The sequence below is a fragment of the Mycobacterium sp. IS-3022 genome (assembly GCF_001500065.1).
Lineage (GTDB): Bacteria > Actinomycetota > Actinomycetes > Mycobacteriales > Mycobacteriaceae > Mycobacterium.
Window position 1 is genome coordinate 62,008 of record NZ_LQIN01000005.1, and the last position, 18,630, is coordinate 80,637.

At 66.7% G+C, this 18,630-nt stretch carries 19 protein-coding genes; 11 read left to right on the plus strand and 8 right to left on the minus strand.

Going from position 1 to position 18,630, the window contains the following annotated elements; translation table 11 throughout:
• Positions 1 to 8 precede the first annotated feature (8 nt).
• The 5 genes from AU188_RS06120 to AU188_RS06140 all read left to right on the plus strand — a co-directional run bounded on the left by AU188_RS06120 (position 9) and on the right by AU188_RS06140 (position 4,833).
• Entirely contained in the window at positions 9 to 491 is a 483-nt protein-coding gene (locus tag AU188_RS06120; RefSeq protein ID WP_059162851.1) for a MarR family winged helix-turn-helix transcriptional regulator, read from the plus strand.
• A complete protein-coding gene (locus AU188_RS06125; RefSeq protein WP_059162852.1) occupies positions 488 to 1,738 on the plus strand; it encodes an MFS transporter in 1,251 nt (416 codons plus the stop codon). Before AU188_RS06120 ends, AU188_RS06125 begins: the two co-directional genes overlap by 4 nt.
• Before the next feature lie 201 nt (positions 1,739 to 1,939).
• A complete protein-coding gene (gene lpqS, locus AU188_RS06130) occupies positions 1,940 to 2,350 on the plus strand; it encodes a putative copper homeostasis (lipo)protein LpqS (protein ID WP_059162853.1) in 411 nt (136 codons plus the stop codon).
• A gap of 111 nt (positions 2,351 to 2,461) precedes the next feature.
• Positions 2,462 to 3,571, plus strand: coding sequence for a PLP-dependent cysteine synthase family protein (locus AU188_RS06135; protein ID WP_059162854.1), 1,110 nt, complete (start codon positions 2,462 to 2,464; stop codon positions 3,569 to 3,571).
• Entirely contained in the window at positions 3,571 to 4,833 is a 1,263-nt protein-coding gene (locus AU188_RS06140) for an MFS transporter (RefSeq protein WP_059162855.1), read from the plus strand. Before AU188_RS06135 ends, AU188_RS06140 begins: the two co-directional genes overlap by 1 nt.
• A gap of 124 nt (positions 4,834 to 4,957) precedes the next feature.
• On the opposite strand, the gene AU188_RS06145 is transcribed toward AU188_RS06140, so the two are convergent.
• Entirely contained in the window at positions 4,958 to 5,359 is a 402-nt protein-coding gene (locus tag AU188_RS06145) for a rhodanese-like domain-containing protein (RefSeq protein WP_082686512.1), read from the minus strand.
• A gap of 161 nt (positions 5,360 to 5,520) precedes the next feature.
• Between AU188_RS06145 and AU188_RS06150 the strand changes: the two genes are divergently transcribed.
• The gene (locus AU188_RS06150; RefSeq protein ID WP_059162856.1) at positions 5,521 to 6,225 is read left to right on the plus strand and encodes a DUF1326 domain-containing protein; all 705 of its coding nucleotides are present in this window, start codon (positions 5,521 to 5,523) and stop codon (positions 6,223 to 6,225) included.
• 76 nt (positions 6,226 to 6,301) lie between these two features.
• Here AU188_RS06150 and AU188_RS06155 read toward each other — a convergent pair whose 3' ends face one another.
• From AU188_RS06155 to AU188_RS06165, 3 genes are read right to left on the minus strand one after another with little or no spacing between them, the layout of a single operon-like run.
• Positions 6,302 to 7,141 carry an SDR family oxidoreductase gene (locus tag AU188_RS06155; RefSeq protein WP_059162857.1) on the minus strand — a complete coding sequence of 280 codons (840 nt, stop codon included), beginning with the start codon at positions 7,139 to 7,141 and terminating at the stop codon, positions 6,302 to 6,304.
• A gap of 31 nt (positions 7,142 to 7,172) precedes the next feature.
• Positions 7,173 to 8,531 (minus strand): WS/DGAT/MGAT family O-acyltransferase, encoded by a 1,359-nt coding sequence (locus AU188_RS06160; RefSeq protein WP_059162858.1) that lies wholly within the window; start codon positions 8,529 to 8,531, stop codon positions 7,173 to 7,175.
• Between the two features lie 16 nt (positions 8,532 to 8,547).
• Positions 8,548 to 10,125 carry an FMN-binding glutamate synthase family protein gene (locus AU188_RS06165; RefSeq protein WP_059162859.1) on the minus strand — a complete coding sequence of 526 codons (1,578 nt, stop codon included), beginning with the start codon at positions 10,123 to 10,125 and terminating at the stop codon, positions 8,548 to 8,550.
• Between the two features lie 104 nt (positions 10,126 to 10,229).
• On the opposite strand from AU188_RS06165, the gene AU188_RS06170 reads away from it, so the two are divergent.
• The 4 genes from AU188_RS06170 to AU188_RS06185 all read left to right on the plus strand — a co-directional run bounded on the left by AU188_RS06170 (position 10,230) and on the right by AU188_RS06185 (position 13,732).
• A complete protein-coding gene (locus AU188_RS06170; RefSeq protein WP_059162860.1) occupies positions 10,230 to 10,961 on the plus strand; it encodes a ZIP family metal transporter in 732 nt (243 codons plus the stop codon).
• A 219-nt stretch (positions 10,962 to 11,180) separates the two neighbouring features.
• A complete protein-coding gene (locus tag AU188_RS06175) occupies positions 11,181 to 11,648 on the plus strand; it encodes a hypothetical protein (RefSeq protein WP_059162861.1) in 468 nt (155 codons plus the stop codon).
• Positions 11,649 to 11,696: 48 nt separating this feature from the next.
• A complete protein-coding gene (locus AU188_RS06180) occupies positions 11,697 to 13,166 on the plus strand; it encodes an amidase (RefSeq protein ID WP_059162862.1) in 1,470 nt (489 codons plus the stop codon).
• Between the two features lie 146 nt (positions 13,167 to 13,312).
• Positions 13,313 to 13,732 (plus strand): PPOX class F420-dependent oxidoreductase, encoded by a 420-nt coding sequence (locus tag AU188_RS06185; protein ID WP_059162863.1) that lies wholly within the window; start codon positions 13,313 to 13,315, stop codon positions 13,730 to 13,732.
• Positions 13,733 to 13,770: 38 nt separating this feature from the next.
• Here AU188_RS06185 and AU188_RS06190 read toward each other — a convergent pair whose 3' ends face one another.
• The gene (locus tag AU188_RS06190; RefSeq protein WP_156426594.1) at positions 13,771 to 14,934 is read right to left on the minus strand and encodes an RNA polymerase sigma factor; all 1,164 of its coding nucleotides are present in this window, start codon (positions 14,932 to 14,934) and stop codon (positions 13,771 to 13,773) included.
• Between the two features lie 11 nt (positions 14,935 to 14,945).
• On the minus strand, positions 14,946 to 15,353 hold the full coding sequence (locus tag AU188_RS06195) for a YciI family protein (RefSeq protein WP_059162864.1): 408 nt from the start codon (positions 15,351 to 15,353) through the stop codon (positions 14,946 to 14,948).
• Between the two features lie 102 nt (positions 15,354 to 15,455).
• Here AU188_RS06195 and AU188_RS06200 point away from each other — a divergent pair, with 102 nt between their 5' ends.
• A complete protein-coding gene (locus AU188_RS06200; protein ID WP_059162865.1) occupies positions 15,456 to 16,229 on the plus strand; it encodes an enoyl-CoA hydratase/isomerase family protein in 774 nt (257 codons plus the stop codon).
• Between the two features lie 13 nt (positions 16,230 to 16,242).
• Here AU188_RS06200 and AU188_RS06205 read toward each other — a convergent pair whose 3' ends face one another.
• Together AU188_RS06205 and AU188_RS06210 are read right to left on the minus strand one after the other, a co-directional pair.
• The gene (locus AU188_RS06205; protein ID WP_059162866.1) at positions 16,243 to 17,088 is read right to left on the minus strand and encodes an SDR family NAD(P)-dependent oxidoreductase; all 846 of its coding nucleotides are present in this window, start codon (positions 17,086 to 17,088) and stop codon (positions 16,243 to 16,245) included.
• A complete protein-coding gene (locus AU188_RS06210) occupies positions 17,085 to 18,608 on the minus strand; it encodes a flavin-containing monooxygenase (protein ID WP_216636168.1) in 1,524 nt (507 codons plus the stop codon). Before AU188_RS06210 ends, AU188_RS06205 begins: the two co-directional genes overlap by 4 nt.
• Positions 18,609 to 18,630 lie beyond the last annotated feature (22 nt).

Genomic DNA, 18,630 nt, shown 5'->3' on the forward strand with positions numbered 1-18,630 from the left:
ATACATGTATGTGCTATGCATACTTCGTGACGCCGTCACGATACGACCAACTCGACGAACTGCTGACCCGCATCGCCATCGCGCGGCAGCGACCGAGTTGGCGCGACCGCCTTCTCGGCGGCGCCGGCCCGGTGACCAGCGCCTCCACCCTGCGGGTACTACGAGCGGTCGAGCAGTGCCAACAGCTTTCCGGCGGCGCCTCGATCCGCGAGGTCGCGGATTTCATGGCGGTCGAACACTCGACAGCCAGCCGATCGGTCGCCGCCGTCGTGAGCGCGGGCCTCGTCACCAAGACGTCCGCCGCCGATGACCAACGACGGTGCACGTTGGTGCTGACCGCGGCCGGTCGTCAGGCCTTGGAGATCGTGGCCGACCGGCGGCGCGAGCTTGTCGCGGAGATAATCGCCGACTGGCCCGAAGCCAGCGTCGACACCCTGGTCGATCTCCTCGACCGCCTGACCGAACGATTCGAACGCGCGGCGGACCGATGACCGCTGAAGCCACCGTCCGGTCGCAGGCGCGCGGCGCTTTCGGGTTGATCTTCGACCCGGTGTTCGGCGCGCTGTTCTGGGGCAAGATCTTCTCCGTCCTGGCGGTGTGGACGCACGGCATCGTCGCGGCGATCGTGATGTACGACGCGACCGGTTCGGCGCTGATGGTCGGAATGGTCGGCGTCGTTCAGTTCGCGCCGCAGTTGATCCTCAGCCCCACCAGCGGCAAGTGGGCCGATACCGGCGACCCCGCCCGGCAGATCCTGCTCGGCCGGGTGTTGTGTGTCGCCGGTTCCGGCCTGACGGCGGCCTGGCTGTTCGCCGAACCTGCGCAATCCGGCATGTCTGCGGCGGTTCCCGTCCTGCTCGGCACCCTGTTGGTCGGGTTCGGCTTCGTGGTGGGCGGCCCGGCGATGCAGTCGATCGTGCCGAACCTCATCCGCGACGGTGAACTGTCGACGGCCATGGCGCTCAACAGCTTTCCGATGACAGTCGGGCGCGTCGTCGGGCCCGCTGCGGGCGCGTACATCGCCGCGCATCTGGGTCCGGGGGCGGCGTTCGCAGTCAGCGCCGCCCTGCATCTGGTGTTCGCGATCGTGATCGTCGCCGTCCGCTTCCCGGCCCCGCCGGCGCGGCTCGCCGGCACGGACTTCCGCGTACGGGTGGCACTCAGATACGTCTGGCGGGACCGTCCGCTGTTCCTGGCGCTGGTCGCGGTGACGACCGTGGGGCTCGCGTCCGATTCGTCGATCACGTTGACCCCGTCGATGGCCGACGAGCTCGGCGGCGGCGCCCGCCTGGTCGGGACCCTGTCCGCGGTCTTCGGCGTCGGCGCGGCCGTCGGCATGGCGGTGCTCGCGCTGATGCGCGGCCGGCTGGCGTCGCACAAGGTGTCGGCGCTCGGCATGGCCGGCCTTGCGGCGGGCTGCACGGTGCTAGCCGTGGCGGCGGCGCCTGCGGTGGCGGTCGCGGGATTCGTGCTTGCCGGCCTGGGATTCGGCTGGGCGATGACCGGCCTGTCCACCGTCGTGCAGGAGCGCGCGCCCAAAGAGTTACGCGGCCGGATCATGGCGCTGTGGCTGGTCGGCTTTCTCGGTTCACGGCCGATCGCCGCGGCGCTGCTGGGCGGCACTGCCGACGCATTCAGCGTGCAGGCCGCGTTCGCGGTCGCGGCGGTGCTGTGTGTGGCCGCCATGCTGTGGTGCCGGCCGGCCAAACTCGCCGGCCCGCTGCCGGCTTCTTTGTGACGGCCCGCTCGTTCGAGCATTCTGCCTGGCGTGTTTGCGCTGCTATCTCGGTCTGGCGCAGGGTGACTCGTGGCAGACACGACGGCGATGCTGCCGCTCCTCGGTCGGACGCGTTGGACGCGATACCGACGCGATAACAACCTGGCGTCAGGTCGGCGGCTCGATGAATGAGCTGCGAGCCGCTGCTACATTGGAAACACTGTGGCGTACCACGACGCGGATTCCAGGACGCGATGGCGCAAAGTCGTCGCGCTGGTTCTCGCGTTCTGGATCGTCGTGGCCGGTGCGGAATGGGTTATCTCGTGCCACGAAGAGTCACCTCACGGTCCGCATGAGCTGACCGCAAGTCTGTATGGCGGATTTGCCGTCGCGGCTGATCATCCGCACATTGAAAATCATTCGACGCATAAAGCGCCCGACGCATTCGCGGAGGCGATGCTGCCCCGTGGCGCAACCGTGCTCATCGCGCTGGCACTTATGGCCGCAATCGCCACCGTTGCGCCGTTCTGGCGACAGGGTTCACTGGGCGCAATCCGCGGTCCGCCCCGGTGGCAGCATGCATCCGAGAGCGGCCGTGTCCTCTTGACCCGGCTGTGCATCGCGCGTCGCTGATGGCGTAGCGCCAGATCAAGCTCGCTATTCGGCGAGTTCGGTCGGTGACTGCTGCCCCTGATCAGCGGCCGCGCGGTATCCGTCGCGGCTCCAACAGAAGCGACGCATCCCATGAACCACGTCCTGTCAGTTCACACATCCAACCCACCCTTGCCGCCCGAGCGCCGGCTCGGCCGATACGAGCGGCCAGGCACCATGGTCGGCCGCACCCCGGTGCTACGAATCTCGGCCCCTTTCACCGGCAACGAGCGCGGCTTCTGGGCCAAGCTCGAAGGCCTCAACCCAGGCGGCATGAAGGATCGGCCTGCCCTACACATGGTTGAGCGAGCGCGGGCCAGCGGCGCGCTGCGCACCGGCGCCCGGATCGTCGAGTCCACAAGCGGCACACTGGGACTTGGCTTGGCGCTGGCCGGAACCGTCTATCAGCATCCGGTCACGCTGGTCACCGACCCGGGCATGGAACCCATCATTCAGCGGATGCTGTCAGCATTCGGGGCAGAGGTCGATGTGGTCACTGAGCCGCATCCTGACGGCGGCTGGCAGCAAGCTCGCCGCGACCGTGTCCAACAGATCCTCTCCACTGAGCCGCATGCGTGGTATCCCGATCAATACAACAATCCCGACAACGTCGAGGCGTACCGTCCGCTGGCGCTTGAACTCCAGGAGCAGCTTGGCGACATCGACGTTCTGGTCTGTTCTGTTGGCACCGGCGGTCATTCGGCCGGGGTGGCCCGAGTCCTTCGTGAATTCAATCGCGAGCTACGGCTGATCGGCGTTGACACGGTCGGATCGACGATCTTCGGGCAACCGGCCGGCAAGCGCCTGATGCGTGGATTGGGATCGAGCATCTATCCCGGCAATGTCGACTACGCGGCGTTCAGCGAGGTTCACTGGGTGGCTCCGGCCGAAGCGGTGTGGGCCTGCCGGACCCTCGCCGCCACCCACTACGCCAGCGGCGGATGGAGCGTCGGGGCTGTCGCGCTCGTCGCGGGTTGGGCGGCCCGCACCATGGCCGCCGGTACCACCATTGCTGCGATCTTCCCTGATGGGCCGCAACGCTACTTCGACACCGTGTACAACGATGACTACTGTCGGGGCCACGGTTTGCTCGGCGTCACACCTTCTGAAGAACCGGCGGTTATCGATGATCCTCGAGCGCAAGTGGTTTCGTCTTGGACTCGCTGCGCCAATGTCATTGACCCACTGGCGGTGATGCGGTGATGAAGGTGGTCGCACAGTTCCGCAGTTTCGGCTGGCCCAGTCGGATGCTGATGGTCAATCAGTTTGGCATCAATCTCGGCTTCTACATGTTGATGCCTTACCTGGCTGGATATCTGGCCGGCCCACTCGGTTTGGCGGCATGGACGGTCGGGTTGGTGTTGGGGGTGCGGAACTTCTCTCAACAGGGCATGTTCATCTTGGGCGGCACACTGGCGGATCGACTCGGATACAAGCCGTTGATCGTCGCAGGCTGTCTGCTCCGAACAGGCGGATTCGGTTTGCTGGTCTTCGCCGAGTCGTTGCCGGCGGTGCTTATCGCCTCGGCAGCAACAGGATTCGCTGGAGCGCTGTTCAACCCGGCGGTTCGGGCCTACCTGGCAACGGATTCGGGACCCCGACGCGTCGAGGCGTTCGCGGTGTTCAACATCTTCTATCAGGCCGGGATCCTGGCGGGGCCTCTCGTCGGACTGGCCCTGATGGCACTGGACTTCCGCATCACGGCTGCCGCCGCGGCGCTGGTGTTTGCCGCTCTGACCGTCGCGCAGTTGTTCGCCTTGCCACCGCAATCCCCCGGCGTGCCGGAAGACAAATCCTCTGTGCTTGCCGACTGGCGCGTCATTGTGGCCAACCGGTCGTTTCTCATGTTCGCCGCGGCGATGATCGGCTCCTACGTGCTGTCATTCCAGGTATATCTCGCCCTCCCCCTGCACGCCGGAATGCTTGAGCCCCAGCGGGAGTCATTGATGGTGGCTTCGGTGTTCGTGGTGTCCGGTGTGGTGACAGTGTTCGGTCAGCTGCGCATCACCCAATGGTTCGGCACACGGTGGGGCGCGGGGCGTTCCCTGGTATTCGGCCTTCTTCTTCTGGCGGCGGCGTTCGTTCCGCTGATGGTCGTACCCGACAGCGGCCGCTTCGGCCACACTGCGGCAGTCGCCGCGCTCCTGCTGGCCGCGGGGGTGCTGGCCGTCGGTTCGGCCGCGGTGTTCCCATTCGAAATGGACACCGTCGTCTCCTTGGCGAACGAGCGGCTCGTCGGCACTCATTACGGGTTTTACAACACCATCGTGGGCATCGGCATCCTCGTTGGAAACCTTGGCACAGGTTGGCTGATGCAAGCCGGCCGCAATGCCGGTGTGAGCGAACTCATCTGGCTGGCCCTCGCCCTGGTCGGGCTGGCGTCGGCAGCTGCGCTATACCGTCTCGACCGCTCTGGACGGTTGCGGCCGATACCGCAAGCTGGAGTCAGCGCACCCGGCGGCTGACCGTGGCCCGTGGAGACGAACTCCGCGGGCCTACTCTACTTCTCACACGGGTTAGGTCCTGCCGTAGCGCAACGGGTTTCGAACCTGCCAAGACCGATTTCGTGAATATCGAATCAGGAGTGGGCTATTCGACAAGTCCGACTAGCTGGCGGCCGTCGGCTTGCCACGCCCGCATTCCTCCCCGCAACTCCACAATGTCGACGTAGCCGAGATCATGAAGTGTTTCAGCGGCTATCGCGCTCATCGGTCCTGTCCGACAGTAGATCGCGAGGCCAGTGCTGCGATCGGCTGGAAGCCGGCCAGCCTGGGATCTGATCTGGTCGAACGGTATCGACAGGTCTGTGCCGGCGATATCGCCCTCAAAAGGAACATGAACATTGATCGTCACGCGGGTCGGTTCGTCGACCGCTGCGGCGAACTCACCCGGGCCGACCAGGCGGGCGGTTGACGCCTCTTCAGTGAGGGAAGTCGACGCCGCGGGTTGACCGTGAGAACCGCAACCACCGAGTATCAGCACACTCGCCATACCGAGCGCGGCAGGGATTACGCGAAGGTCCCCTCGTAGATTCCACACCCTTGCAGAATACCCCTCGGGGGTACTTGACGGGACCACGTACACCGCGCTACGTTCGGCTCATCCGGGTACCCCCCCGGGGTATATAAGGAGCAGGAGTGACAACGACACCCTTGACCACCGACTGGCATCTCCGCGGAGACTGGTTTGACGTTTGCAGCTGTAAATTGCCCTGCCCGTGCAGCTTCGCTCAAGAGCCGACCCACGGAGACTGCCTGTTCACTCTGGTCTGGCACATCCGGGACGGGCACCTAGGCGAGGTGAACCTCGCTGGATTGAATGTGGTCTCACTCGGCGAGTTCACCGGCAACATGTGGGTCGGCGACCCCAACGCCATGATGAAGCTGATGTTCTACATCGACTCCAAAGCCGATCCGGTCCAAGGCGACGCGCTGGAGCGGATCTTCACCGGCAAAGAGGGCGGCTGGCCGGCCGAATTCGCCAGCCTCATCGAGGAGTTACGGGGCATCGAGTACGCACCGATCACGTTCGAGGCCGCAGACGACCTTGCCTACTGGCGCGCCAAAGTCCCCGGCAAGGTCGACCTTCAGGTTGCTGCACTCACCGGACCGACGTCGGATCCCAGTCGACGAGTCACCACCGCGAATGCGCCGGGGGCTGAAGTCGGGCCTGGTCAGGTTGCGACGTGGGGCGTTGTCGAGCGAGACCATGCCGTGGGCTTCGATTGGTCCCACGAACACCGCGGCCGCTCCAGCAAGCACTTCCCATTCGACTGGCGTCCCGACAGCTCAGTCGGTTCATCGGCCGAACTCGAAGCCGGCTCGGACAAGGACGCGTCATGCCAGTGCCACGCGTGAACCGCGCGCCCGCGCCGATACATGAGTACGACGGTTACCGAGCCGGGCCGCTGTCGGCAATGTAAACACTTACGGCTCAGGCTGTTTCGGCGGCCATCCTGGCTCGCTCGGTCATCGAGGCGATCACTCCGCCGTCGTTGAGGATGTCGGTGCCGGTGAGGTACCCGGCCTTGGAACTGGCGACGAAGGCGAGTAAGTCGGCCATCTCCTCCGGCCTCCCCCACCGCGGGACCGCGGCGTCGGCGACCATGGCGCCGGCGCCGGCCTGCTCCTCCAACCGGCCCATCTCGGTGTCGATGGATCCCGGCGACACCGAGACGATGCGCAGGCCTTTGCCGTTGATCCGTTCGGCCTGCGACGTGCTGTACCACCTGACGAAGCTCTTGCTCAGCGCATAGGCGATACCCGATCGCGCTTCTGGCGGAACGATGTCGCATGCGGCCAGCATGGCGGTCATGAATGCGTCCTGATCCGTCAGCGCTTGCGGGAACTGGCTTTTCGGGATCATCTCGTCGGGCAGCATGTGCGCAGCCATCGACGCCACGTTCACCACCGCGGCGCCCTCGGCGGCGACTTCGAAGAACGCCTCATCGACGTTGATCGTGCCGATCGCATTGGTGCGCATGACATATTCGGCGTCGCCCATGCTGGGGCTCACCCCGGCAGTGTGGATCACGGAGGCGACGGTGCCGAGGCCGCACGCCGTCTCGAACAGCCGGCCGACCGCCAGCCGGTCGGTGACGTCGCAATGCACGACGGTGGCCGTGATGCCGAGGTCGGCCAACGTCGCGGCCGCACCGTCGAGGCGGTCCTTTCTGACGTCGCAGAGGACGACCGTGTGGTCCAGCCCCACCACCTTGGCCGTCGCCTGACCCATTCCACCCGCGCCGCCCGTGATCACCGACACTCGACTCATACCCGGACGGTATACCGCTAGGGGGGATGCGTCAGACACCCACCGCGCGTTCCAGCTCCTTCAGCGACGTTTCGAGGTGGCCCAGCAGCCGCTGAAGATGCGGGACCCTTCGTCGATCGCCGACCAGCCCGAAGTCGAGGTTGCCGGCGCTGTTGGCCAACGTGATGTTGAGCGCCTGGCCGTCCAGCGGAATCGAGAACGGGTAGTTGCCGTCGAGGCGGGCGCCGTTCCAGTACATCGGCTCCCTGGCGCCGGGGACGTTGGAGATCACGATGTTGAACGGCGGCGGCGCGGTCGCGACGAAACCCGGCAGCAGCGCGAGCGCCAGTCCGCCGATCAGCATCGCCGACACCGCCAGTTGCTGAACTCGCGGCAGTTCGGAATAGACCTTCTTGTTGTCGCGCATCGAGGTGGCAATGGCGTCGAGCCGCCGCACCGGATCTTCGAGGTCGGTGGCGAGGTTGCACAGGATCGCGCCGACCAGGTTGCCGCCGCCGTCGGCGTCCTTCTCGGTGCGCAGATTCACCGGCACCATCGCGACCAATGGGGTGTCCGGCAGCGCGTTCTCGTCGGTCAGGTACTCGCGCAGCGCCCCCGCGCACATCGCCAGCACGACGTCGTTGACGGTCACCCCGGCGGCGCGCTTGACCTTCTGGATGCGCTCCAACGCCCAGGACTGCGCGGCGACCCGCCGAGCGCCGCCGATGCGGACGTTCAGCATGGTCTTCGGTGCCCGGAACGGAAGCGTGAGTTCCTGTTCGAGCAGCGCGGCGCGGGCCAGCGTCAGCGTGGTCGGCGCTGCGCCGACGACCGATCCGGCGGCCTGGCTCAATGTCTGCAGCAATGACGAACCGGTCTTGGCGCCGGTCCCGCGTCGGGGCGGCAGGCTCCAGGGTGCGCGGACGTCCGTGTCGGCCGGATCGGTCGTCAGCGATCGCTGCATCAACTTGCTCGCCGACACGCCGTCGATCAGCGCGTGGTGGAACTTCGTGTAGACCGCGAAGCGCCCGTCGTCGAGGCCTTCGATCAGGTGCGCCTCCCACAACGGGCGGTGCCGGTCGAGCAGGGTGCCGTGCAGCCGCGAGACCAGTTCGAGCAGCTCCCGCACCCGACCGGGCGCGGGCAGTGCCGAGCGGCGCAGGTGATACTCGAGGTCGACCTCCTTGTCGGACGACCAGACCAGGTTGGTGACTCCGCCGAAGAACGCCGGGTGCTTGCGGAACGTGGGCTGGATTTCGGTCTGCTCGACCAGGGCGTCGTAGGTTTCGCGCAGGAATTCGGGCCCCGCTCCATCCGGCGGCGCGAACAGCTGCAGGCCACCGACATGCATTGGGTGCTCTCGGGATTCGCCCAGTAGAAAGATCAGATCGGTCGGCGATATCGGTTGCATACAGCCTCCGGGCGTGTCATCCGACGGCGGACGTCGACGCCGGCGCGGAGTCGCCCTGCGGCTCGCGAACCGACATCAACCGGACGATCTCCTTGCGGTCGGCCGCGGACGGCAGGCCCATGTCCGGCTCGTAACCGTACACCTCGTGCAACGGCGTGGAAGCGGTTCGGGTGTCGAGGATGTCCACCGCGTCGGTGGTGATCAGCCCGGGATGCTCGACACCACACGCCTCGGCCACCTTGACCAGGTCGCGGCGCAGCGTCTTGATGTAGTTCGCGAAGCGCTCGGCCTTGACGTCGGGCACCAGGCCTCGGGCCAACCACGCGTTCTGGGTGGCGACTCCCGTGGGACACGTGTCGGTATGGCATTTCAGCGCCTGGACGCACCCGATGGCGAGCATCGCCTCCCGCGCGACATAGACCATGTCACAGCCGAGGGCGAAGCCGACAACGGCGTTGTCCGGCAACCCGAGCTTGCCGGCTCCGATGAACACGAGGTCTTCGTGCAGGCCCCGGTCGGCGAAGATCCGGTACGTCTGGGCGAAGCCGAGTTGGAACGGCAGCGACACGGTGTCGGTGAAGATCAACGGCGCCGCGCCGGTGCCGCCCTCGCCGCCGTCGATCGTGACGAAGTCGACGCCTCGACCCGTGTCCCGCATGAGATCGGCGAGTTCGTGCCAGAAGTCGAGGTCACCGACGGCCGACTTGATTCCCACCGGCAGGCCGGTTTCGGAGGCGAGCAGTTCCACCCAGTCGAGCAGGCTGTCGGTGTCGGAGAACTCGGCATGCCGCGATGGGCTGACGCAGTCGCGCCCCTCCGGAACGCCTCGGGCGGCCGCGATCTCGCTGGAGACCTTGGGCGCCGGCAACAGCCCGCCAATGGTCGGCTTGGCGCCCTGGCTGAGTTTGATCTCCAAGGCTCGCACCGGCGCGCCGGCCACCACATCCTTGAGCTTGTCGAGGTCGAAACGGCCTTCGGCGTCGCGGCAGCCGAAGTACGCGGTGCCGATCTGAAAGATCAGTTCACCGCCGTGGCGGTGATAGCGCGATATGCCGCCCTCTCCGGTGTTGTGCAGGCAGTCGGCCAACACCGCTCCCTTGTTCAGCGCCTCGACGGCGTTGGCCGACAGCGACCCGAAGCTCATCGCCGAGATGTTGACCACGGAGCGCGGTCGGAATGCGCCCGGCCGGCCACGCGCCGCGCCGATCACCTTGGCGCACGGCACCTTTGTCTCGAGCGTCGCGGTCGGCGCCGACGGGGGCACGGCACGAGTGAACGTGCGGTGCTTGATGACCGGGTAGCCGGACGTGTACTCGAGATCGTTGTCGGTGCCGAAGCCGAAATAGTTGTTCTCTTTCTTGGCCGAGGCGTACACCCACCGCCGCTGGTCGCGGGTGAACGGACGCTCTTCGTCGTTGGCCGCGACGATGTACTGCCTCAGTTCCGGTCCGACGGATTCGAGCAGATACCGGGCGTGGCCGACGAGAGGGAAGTTGCGCAGCAGCGCATGCTTTTTCTGGAACAGATCACGCGCTGCCACGGCACCCAACGTCGATGCGGCCACGGCAGCGAGACCACGAACAGTGCGGCCCATGCCGTCAGTGTTTCCAGCCACCGGCGGACCGAAACCGACACGGCGTCGAACGAGCCGACGGCGTCTGGAGTTTGAAGGATCATCGTGCGGGGCATCAGGGCCCGGTGTTGACAGCTGTCTGGTTCGGCCTGGCCGCATCCAGCGCGCTTGTCATCGGCTCGCTCGTCGGCGCGAAATGGAGTCCACCGAAACGGCTGACCGGCGTGCTCCTCGCGTTCGCCAGCGGAGCGTTGATCTCGGCCCTGGCCTTCGAGCTGTTCGAAGAGGCGTTCAAGATGGGTGGTCCGGCGCGATCGGGCCTCGGATTGCTCGCGGGCGCCGCCACATTCGTCGCTGTCGACACCGCGCTGGACAGGTACATCAGCGGCAAGTCGGGCCCGGACAGCCGGGAAGTCGCGGCCTCCGGAACGCGCGGCGGGGTCGGCCTCGCGTTGCTGGCGGCGGTGACGCTGGACGGTGTGCCGGAGAACCTCGCGCTGGGCGTGTCGCTGGTCGGCGGCGCGTCGCTGTCGCTGTCGGTCGCGATCTTCTTCTCCAACCTGCCGGAGTCGCTCGTGGGTGCGGTCGCGATGCGGAACTCGGGAACGAGCGCGCGCGCCGTCGTCGTCACCTGGTTGCTATGCGCCGTGCTTCTGGCCGCCGCGGTGGTGTTCGGCCGATCGGTCGCGGCGGGGATGAGCGAACACGTTTTGGCGGTGGCGCTGTCGTTCGCCGGCGGCGCGGTGCTGGCCTCGCTGGCCGACACGCTCATGCCCGAGGCGTTCGAACACGGTCGCCCGCTGAATGCCTTCGCGACCGCGGGCGGCTTCTTCCTGTCGTTCGTGCTGGCCGGCTGACACCGCGCTAACCACCCCTGCCCGAGAAGGCGGAAAGTGCCCTAAAAGTCCCTGCAAAATGCGCATTTTGCGGCTGCTCGGCACCTACAGCGGTCAAACAATCGGCCGCTAGACCGTTATCAATGTTTGTCTCAACTGTCACATGGGTAACTTTTACAACAGGGCGGTGAGTCGATGCCGACCCTTCACCACGACGAAAGAGACGAATGGGAATTCAGAATGAACACCGTCCTGTACTTCAGCACCAGCGGAGCCGTCTATGAGACCCGCGCCTACACCGAGGCCGACATCGACCAACTCGTCGAGCATCAGGGTCTGCAATGCCTGACCAGCGCCGATCGACAGTTCGACTTCTGGTTCAGCCCGTCGACGCGCGGGTGCCAACGGCGCACCAACCGAAAAGCCACTGAACTGCTGCTGGCGACAACGACTTTCACGGCGAGAACGGTGCCGCTGCTGCATGGCTGCGTCGTCGTGGCCACGCATGACGAAGACGGCGATCTCGACGGGCTCAGCTGGCAACAACTCGAGCTTCTGGTCAGCAGACGCCGCTCACTGAGCAAGCGTGACGAGCGGGTGCTCAATCGGCGGATGACGCGCGACGATCGCAGTCAGCAGCGCAATGCCCCGGTCACCCCGGCTGTTCCCGTCGGCTGCGCGAGACCGCGCTCAGCGGCCAACCGCTGACATTGGCGTGACACCGCACGCCGGCAGCCGAACACGTACGGTCAGGCGGTGAAGTTCGACGAGTACCGGGCACACGACGCGACGGGGTTGGCCAAGCTGGTCGCCGACAAAGAGGTGACCGCGGCGGAGTTGCTGGACGTGGCAAAGGAGCGCGCGGCGGCGGTCAACCCGCGGATCAATGCGATCGTGCGCGACGTCCCCGCATCACCGAACGGCGAGCTCAGCGGCCCCTTCGCCGGCGTGCCGTTCCTGATCAAGGACCTCGCGCAGGACTATGCCGGGCTGCCCAGCTCGCGCGGATCGCGCGCGCTGATGTCGACGCCGGTGGCCGAGCATTCGGCGATCGTCCAGCGGTGGATCGACGCCGGCCTGGTCATCTTCGGCAAGACCAACACCCCGGAGTTCGGGACGAAGGGGATCACCGAGCCGGTCGCCTGGGGTCCCGCCCGCAATCCATGGGACCTGACGCGGACGCCGGGTGGCTCGTCGGGCGGATCGGCGGCGGCGGTCGCGGCGGGAATCGTGCCGTGCGCGGGCGCGAACGACGGCGGCGGATCCATCCGCATCCCGGCGGCCTGCTGTGGGCTGGTCGGCCTGAAACCGAGCCGCGGGCTGACCCCGTCGGGACCCGCGACGGGTGAGTCCATGCACGGCGCGGCGGTGCAGGGCGTGGTGTCCCGGACGGTGCGCGACACCGCGGCGATGCTCGACGTCATCCGCGGTGGTGAGCCGTGCGGACCGTACGTGCCCGACGTGCCGGACTTCCCGTTCGCGTCATGTGTGGGCGCCGATCCTGGCACGTTGCGGATCGGCGTGCGGATTCCGTCGGCGATCAACCCGGCGCCGCACCGTGAGGCGGTTGCCGCCGTCGAGTCGACGGCGCAGACGCTGACCGAACTCGGTCACCACGTCGAGGAACTGCCGCGCGCCCCGTTCGACGACGCGGCCCTCGCCCGCGACTTCCTGCTCACCTGGTTCGTCTATACCGCATGGGAGCTCGACGAGGCGAAACGGATCTCCGGCGCGGGTGACGAGTCCTTCGAACGCGACACGCTGATCCTGGCCGCGCTCGGCCGGGCCACGAGCGGCGTGGATTACGTCGACGCCGTCGAGCGGCGCCACGACCATACGCGGCGGCTGACCACCTTCTTCGAGTCCTACGACCTTCTCTTGACCCCGGCGTTGGCGACCCCGCCGCCGACAATCGGCGAGTTCGATCTCCCGGTCGCGTTGCAGCACGCCGCCGACGTGTTGATCAAGACGCGCACCGCCCGGCTGCTGCGCTACACCAAGATCGTCGACGACATGGTGGACAAGAACCTCGGGTGGGTGCCGTACACGCAGCTGGCGAATCTGACCGGGCGACCGGCGATTTCGCTGCCTCTGCACTGGACCGCGGACGGCCTGCCGCTCGGCGTGCAATTCGTCGCACCCCTGTCCGGCGAATCGGTGCTCATTCGGCTCGCCGCCCAACTCGAGCAAGCGGTGCCCTGGGCGGATCGCATCGCACCGGTCTAGCTTGGTGTTTCTCGCACGATCATCCACAGCCACCTCATCGACCGGCGACCCCACCGGCCGTAGCGCATACGCTGACGACGTGGCGTCGTGATCGTCGGCCGCCACAATTGCCTGCACCAGCACTTCGTCGCCCTACAGTGAACGTCATGCAACTGACCGACGACGTGATCGCATTCCTCTCCGAGGGCACGCGAACGGGGAAGCTAGGTTATGTCGCATCAGACGGCAGACCGCTTGTGGTGCCGGTGTGGTTCATCGTCGACGGGCAACAACTCCTGTTCAACACCGGTAAGCACACCGCCAAGGGCCGCGCGTTGCTACGCGACCCGCGGGTCGTGCTATGTGTCGACGACGAGCAGCCGCCGTACGCCTTCGTTCAGATCCAAGGCACGGCGTCGATAAGCGAAGACCCGGCAGAACTCATCGACACCGCGACTCGGATCGGTGGACGCTACATGGGAGCCGACCGTGCCGAGGAATTCGGCCGGCGCAACGCCGCGCCCGGCGAGCTCGTCGTCCGAATTTCGCCGAGCAAGGTGATCAAAGCGTTCGACGTCGCCGATTGATTCTGGCGCGCAGATAGACCCGGGGTCGCGAGACGAATTCAGCTCTCGCCACCCGCCACGAGCTGACGAAGGGTGGCCGCGCGCACCGTGAGGTGATTGCGCTCGGCCAAATTCTGCGCCTTCGCGGCGGCCTCCACGTAAAGCGTTGCGGCCGTCGCGATGTCACCCGCGCGCTCGTGAAGGTAGGCCGCCGACGCGGTGTGGCGCGGGAGCGTCGGGTCGACGTCTGCGAGTGCAGCGAGCCCCGCCTGCGCCCCGTCGGCCTCCCCGACGGCGACGGCGCGGTTGAGCCGCACAACCGGGCTGTCGGTCAGCCGCAGCAGTTCGTCGTACCACTCCACGATCTGCACCCAGTCGGTCTCGTCGGCCCTCTGCGCGTCGGCGTGAAGCGCCGCGATCGCGGCTTGCGCCTGATATTCGCCGAGCCGGTCGCGCAACAGCGCGGCCTGCAGTACGGCCACGCCCTCGGCGATCAGGTCGCGCCGCCACAGGTCGCGGTCCTGTTCGGCCAGCGGCACCAGGCTGCCGTCGGCGCGGATCCGTGCCGGGCGCCTCGCGTGGTGAAGGAGGAAGAGCGCGAGCAGCCCGGCGACCTCGGGTTCGTCGGTGGCGGCGGTGAGTTGGCGAGCCAGCCGGATCGCCTCCGCGGCGAGGTCCACCTCGCCGGTGTAGCCCTCGTTGAACACCAGGTACAGCACGCGCAACACGGTGCCGAGGTCGCCGGGCCGATCCAGCCGGACGGCGCTCACCGTGTGTTTGGCTCGGCTGATCCGTTGGGCCATCGTCGATTCGGGCACGAGGTAGGCCTGCGCGATCTGCCGGGTGGTGAGACCGCCGACGGCCCGCAATGTCAGCGCGACGGCCGACGCGGGGGTGAGGCTGGGGTGCGCGCACAGGAAGTACAGCTGCAGCGTGTCGTCCACCGAATCAGCCGGGCCGGGCGCCGGTTCGTCAAAAGCCTGGAGCTCACGGCGACGCCGCGCGGTGTCGGACCGGGTGAGGTCGATGAACCGCCGCCATGCCGCGGTGATCAACCAGCCCTTCGGATCGGCGGGATATTGATCGGACCCCCTCGCCCACCTTTCACTGGCGCGCAGCAGCGCCTCCTGGACCGCATCCTCTGCGGTCGCGAAGTCCGCCCCGCGGCGGACGAGGGCCGCCAAGACCCCCGGAATCAGGTCCCGTAGCTCTGCCTCGTCCACCGGGCTGGCACCTATTCGGTGACCGTAGGCGGAGCGGTCAGAAACGGCCGCACCTCCAGCCACTCGTGGATCGGCTCACCGCCGGCGCCGGGCGCCGCGGACAGCTCGCCGGCCAGTTCGACGGCACGCTCGTAGGAGTCGACGTCGATGATCATCCACCCCGCGACCAGGTCCTTGGTCTCTGCGAAGGGACCGTCGGTGACCGGGGGCTTGCCCTCGCCGTCGTAGCGGACCCACGCGCCCTCCGGGGCCAGGGCCTGGCTGTCGACGTATTCGCCGGTTTCCTGCAACCGGGCCGCGAAGTCGTTCATGTACTGCACGTGGCGCTGGATTTCGTCCGGGGTCCACTGGTCCATCGGCACGTCGTTGACGGCTGCCGGCGCGCCGCGGTAGTGCTTGAGAAACAGGTACTTCGCCATTCGGTTCTCCCTTTCGGATCGACGACCCTGGTTGGTCGCTCACCCGTGGGACGGAGCCGTGACGACGTTCTCGACATCCGCCCCCGTGGCTATGGTGCAGCCATGAACCTCGTCACCTACGAGTTGGCCGACCACATCGCCACCATCACACTCAATCGCCCCGAGGCGCGCAACGCCATCAACGGCGCGCTCCGGCAAGATCTGAACGCGGCCTGGGAACGCTTCCGCGACGACGAGGACGCGTGGGTCGGCATCCTGACCGCGAACGGCGACGTGTTCTGCGCCGGCGGCGACCTCAAGGACGGCGAGGGTTCGGTCGGCACCTTCGGCGGCACCTTCTGGGAGAAGCCGACAATCAATTCGTTCGAGAGCGGCATGGAACTCTTCAAGCCGACGATCGCGGCCGTCAACGGTCCCTGCATCGGCTACGGGTTGACCGGCGTTCTGTTCTGCGACTTCGTGATCGCGTCCACCACCGCGACCTTTGCGTTTCCGGAGGTGTCGCTCGGGGTGCCCACGATCGTCGGGGCAATCCGGCTCCCCGAGCGCGTTCGGTGGGCCGACGCCATGGAACTGTTGTTGACCGGGAAGCCTATGTCGGCCGAGCGCGCCAAGGAGATCGGCTTGGTGTGGCGCCTGGTCGGGCCCGAGGCGCTGCAGGAGCAGGCGCGCGAGTGGGCCCGAACGCTCACCGAGGCGGCGCCGTTGGCGCAACGGGCCACCAAGGAGGTGGCGTCGCGTACCGCCAACATGGGCTGGATCGAGTCCGTCCGGTTCGGGGAGACGATGCGCAAGGTGGCCGCCGCCACCGAGGACGTCGGCGAGGGACTCCGTGCTTGGCAGGAGAAGCGCAAACCGCAATGGCGCGGGCGCTGACCGCGGCGCCGACCTAACCGAACGTTCGCTTCTCCCACCAGAGAACCAGCCGTGCATGAGCCCGCGGGAGTAAGCGGACCAGCAGATCGACGCCTTTGGCGTCCCTGCCCACTAGCACTCGACTGCGGTTCGCCGCGACCCCGGACAAGATGATCTCGGCGGCGCGAACCGGCGACATCTTGAGCAGTTTCGCGTTGTACGCCTCGGCTCGGTGCCGCTGCTGGTCAGTGATCTCGCGGCCGGCGCGCTCGGCCTCGGCCAGCGCCGACGTCGCAATGTTGGTGGCGATGCCACCCGGATGCACCACGGTGACCCGCACCGGATGGCCTTCGGCGAGCATCTCGGCGCGTAGGGATTCGGTGAACCCGCGAACCGCGAATTTCGTTGTGCAGTAAGCCGACATCGACGCTTGCGCCAGCAATCCGTTCAGGCTGGAGATGTTCACGATGTGCCCGTCGCCGGAGGCGATGAGGTGCGGCAGGAACTCTTTGGTGCCGTTGATGACGCCCCACAGGTTGATGTCGACGATGCGTTCGTAGGTTTCGTAATCGCCCTCGACCAGAGGCGCGGCGCCGCCCGCCACCCCGGCGTTGTTGTAGAGCTGATGGACGACACCGTGGTGTTCGGCCACAGCCGTTGCGTAGTCCCGCACCGCGCACCGGTCGCTGACATCGAGCACTGCGAGGTGCGGTTGCCTACCGACAGCGCTGACCCTCGCGGCCGTGCTGCGCAAGCCTTCTTCGTTGACGTCCGAAATCGCTGTCAGCGCTCCACGGCGGGCCAGCCCGATGGCCAACGCACGTCCGATTCCCGACCCGGCGCCGGTGACCACCGCCACCTTCCCGTCGAACGAACTCACGACACCTCCACAGTCCGGGGCGATGCCATCGTCTCGTAGGCGTCGACGTCGAAACGCTTGGTCTGCCTACGGAATCTGAACGTGAAGTCGGGCCAGAGGGTGGTGTTGTTGCCGTGGGCGTCGAGATACCAACTGGCGCAGCCACCTGTCATCCACACTGAGTTGGCGAGGTTGCGCTGCAGTTCTTCGTTGTACGCGTCCTGCTCGTCTCGGCGGACCTCCAGCCGGCTCAGGCCGCGGCTCTCCATGGTGGTGATGGCGTCGACCACGTAGTTGAGCTGGGATTCGATCATGTACACCATCGACGTGTGGCCGAGCCCGGTGTTCGGCCCGATGAGGATGAACATGTTGGGGTAGCCGGCGATCGTCGTGCCCTTGTAGGCCCGCATCCCCTTGTCGGCGAAGGTCTGGCTCAGGCTGCGCCCGTCGCTGCCGCAGATCGTCTCGAACATCGGTGAGTCGGTGACGTGGAATCCGGTTGCCACGACGATTGCGTCGACCTCTCGGGCGGTGCCGTCGGCGGTGATGATGCTGTGGCCGTCGATCTGACGGATGCCGTCGGTGATGAGTTCCACGTTCTCGCGGTCGAGCGTGGGATACCAGTCGTTGGCGATGAGCATGCGCTTGCAGCCGATACGGAAGTTCGGTGTCACCTTGCGTCGCAGTTCGGGGTCGCGGATCTCAGTGCGGATCTTGGCGCGGGAGATCAGCTCGAACAGCTTCATCAGGCGGGGATTCTTCGCCAGCCCGAGGACTTGGGTCTCACGCGCGGCGTAGATGCCGGCGCGCGCCAGCCGCAGCACACCCGGGATGTTGCGGAAGATCCACCGTTCGATGCGGGTGAAGGGACGATCGAAGCGCGGCAACAGCCACGGCGCTGTGCGCTGATAGACGTCGATGTGGGCGACCGTGTCGGCGATCGCCGGGACGATCTGAATCGCCGACGCCCCGGTGCCGATGACCGCGACGCGCTTACCGGTCAGGTCCGCATCGTGGTTCCACTGCGCCGAATGGAACAACTCCCCGTCGAAGTCGTCGATGCCGGGGATCGGGGGCAGAGCCGGTTCGGCCAGAGCGCCGAACGCGCCGATGACCACATCGGCCGTCATCGCTCCGTGGCTCGTCGAGAGCTCCCACCGATGGTGCTCCTCCTGCCACGCCACTTTTCTGACGTCACAACCGAATACGTGCCGATCCAGGACAGCGGCGCGGCGAGCAACACCACGGATGTACTCCTCGATCTCGGCCTGCGTCGAGAACGACCGGGTCCAATTCGGGTTCAGCGCGAACGAATACGAGTACAGATGGGACGGAACGTCGCACGCCGCGCCCGGATAGGTGTTGTCGCGCCAGGTGCCGCCGACGTCGTTGCCGCGTTCGAGCACGATGAAGTCGCGGTGTCCGGCCTCGTTCAACCGCACCGCCGCACCCAGACCGGAGAACCCGCTTCCGATGATGGCGATGTGGGCGTGACCGGGGAGGGGCTCTGACAGCGACCGGATCACTGGTTCGTCAGACACGGCGCCCCCTATCCACGGTCCC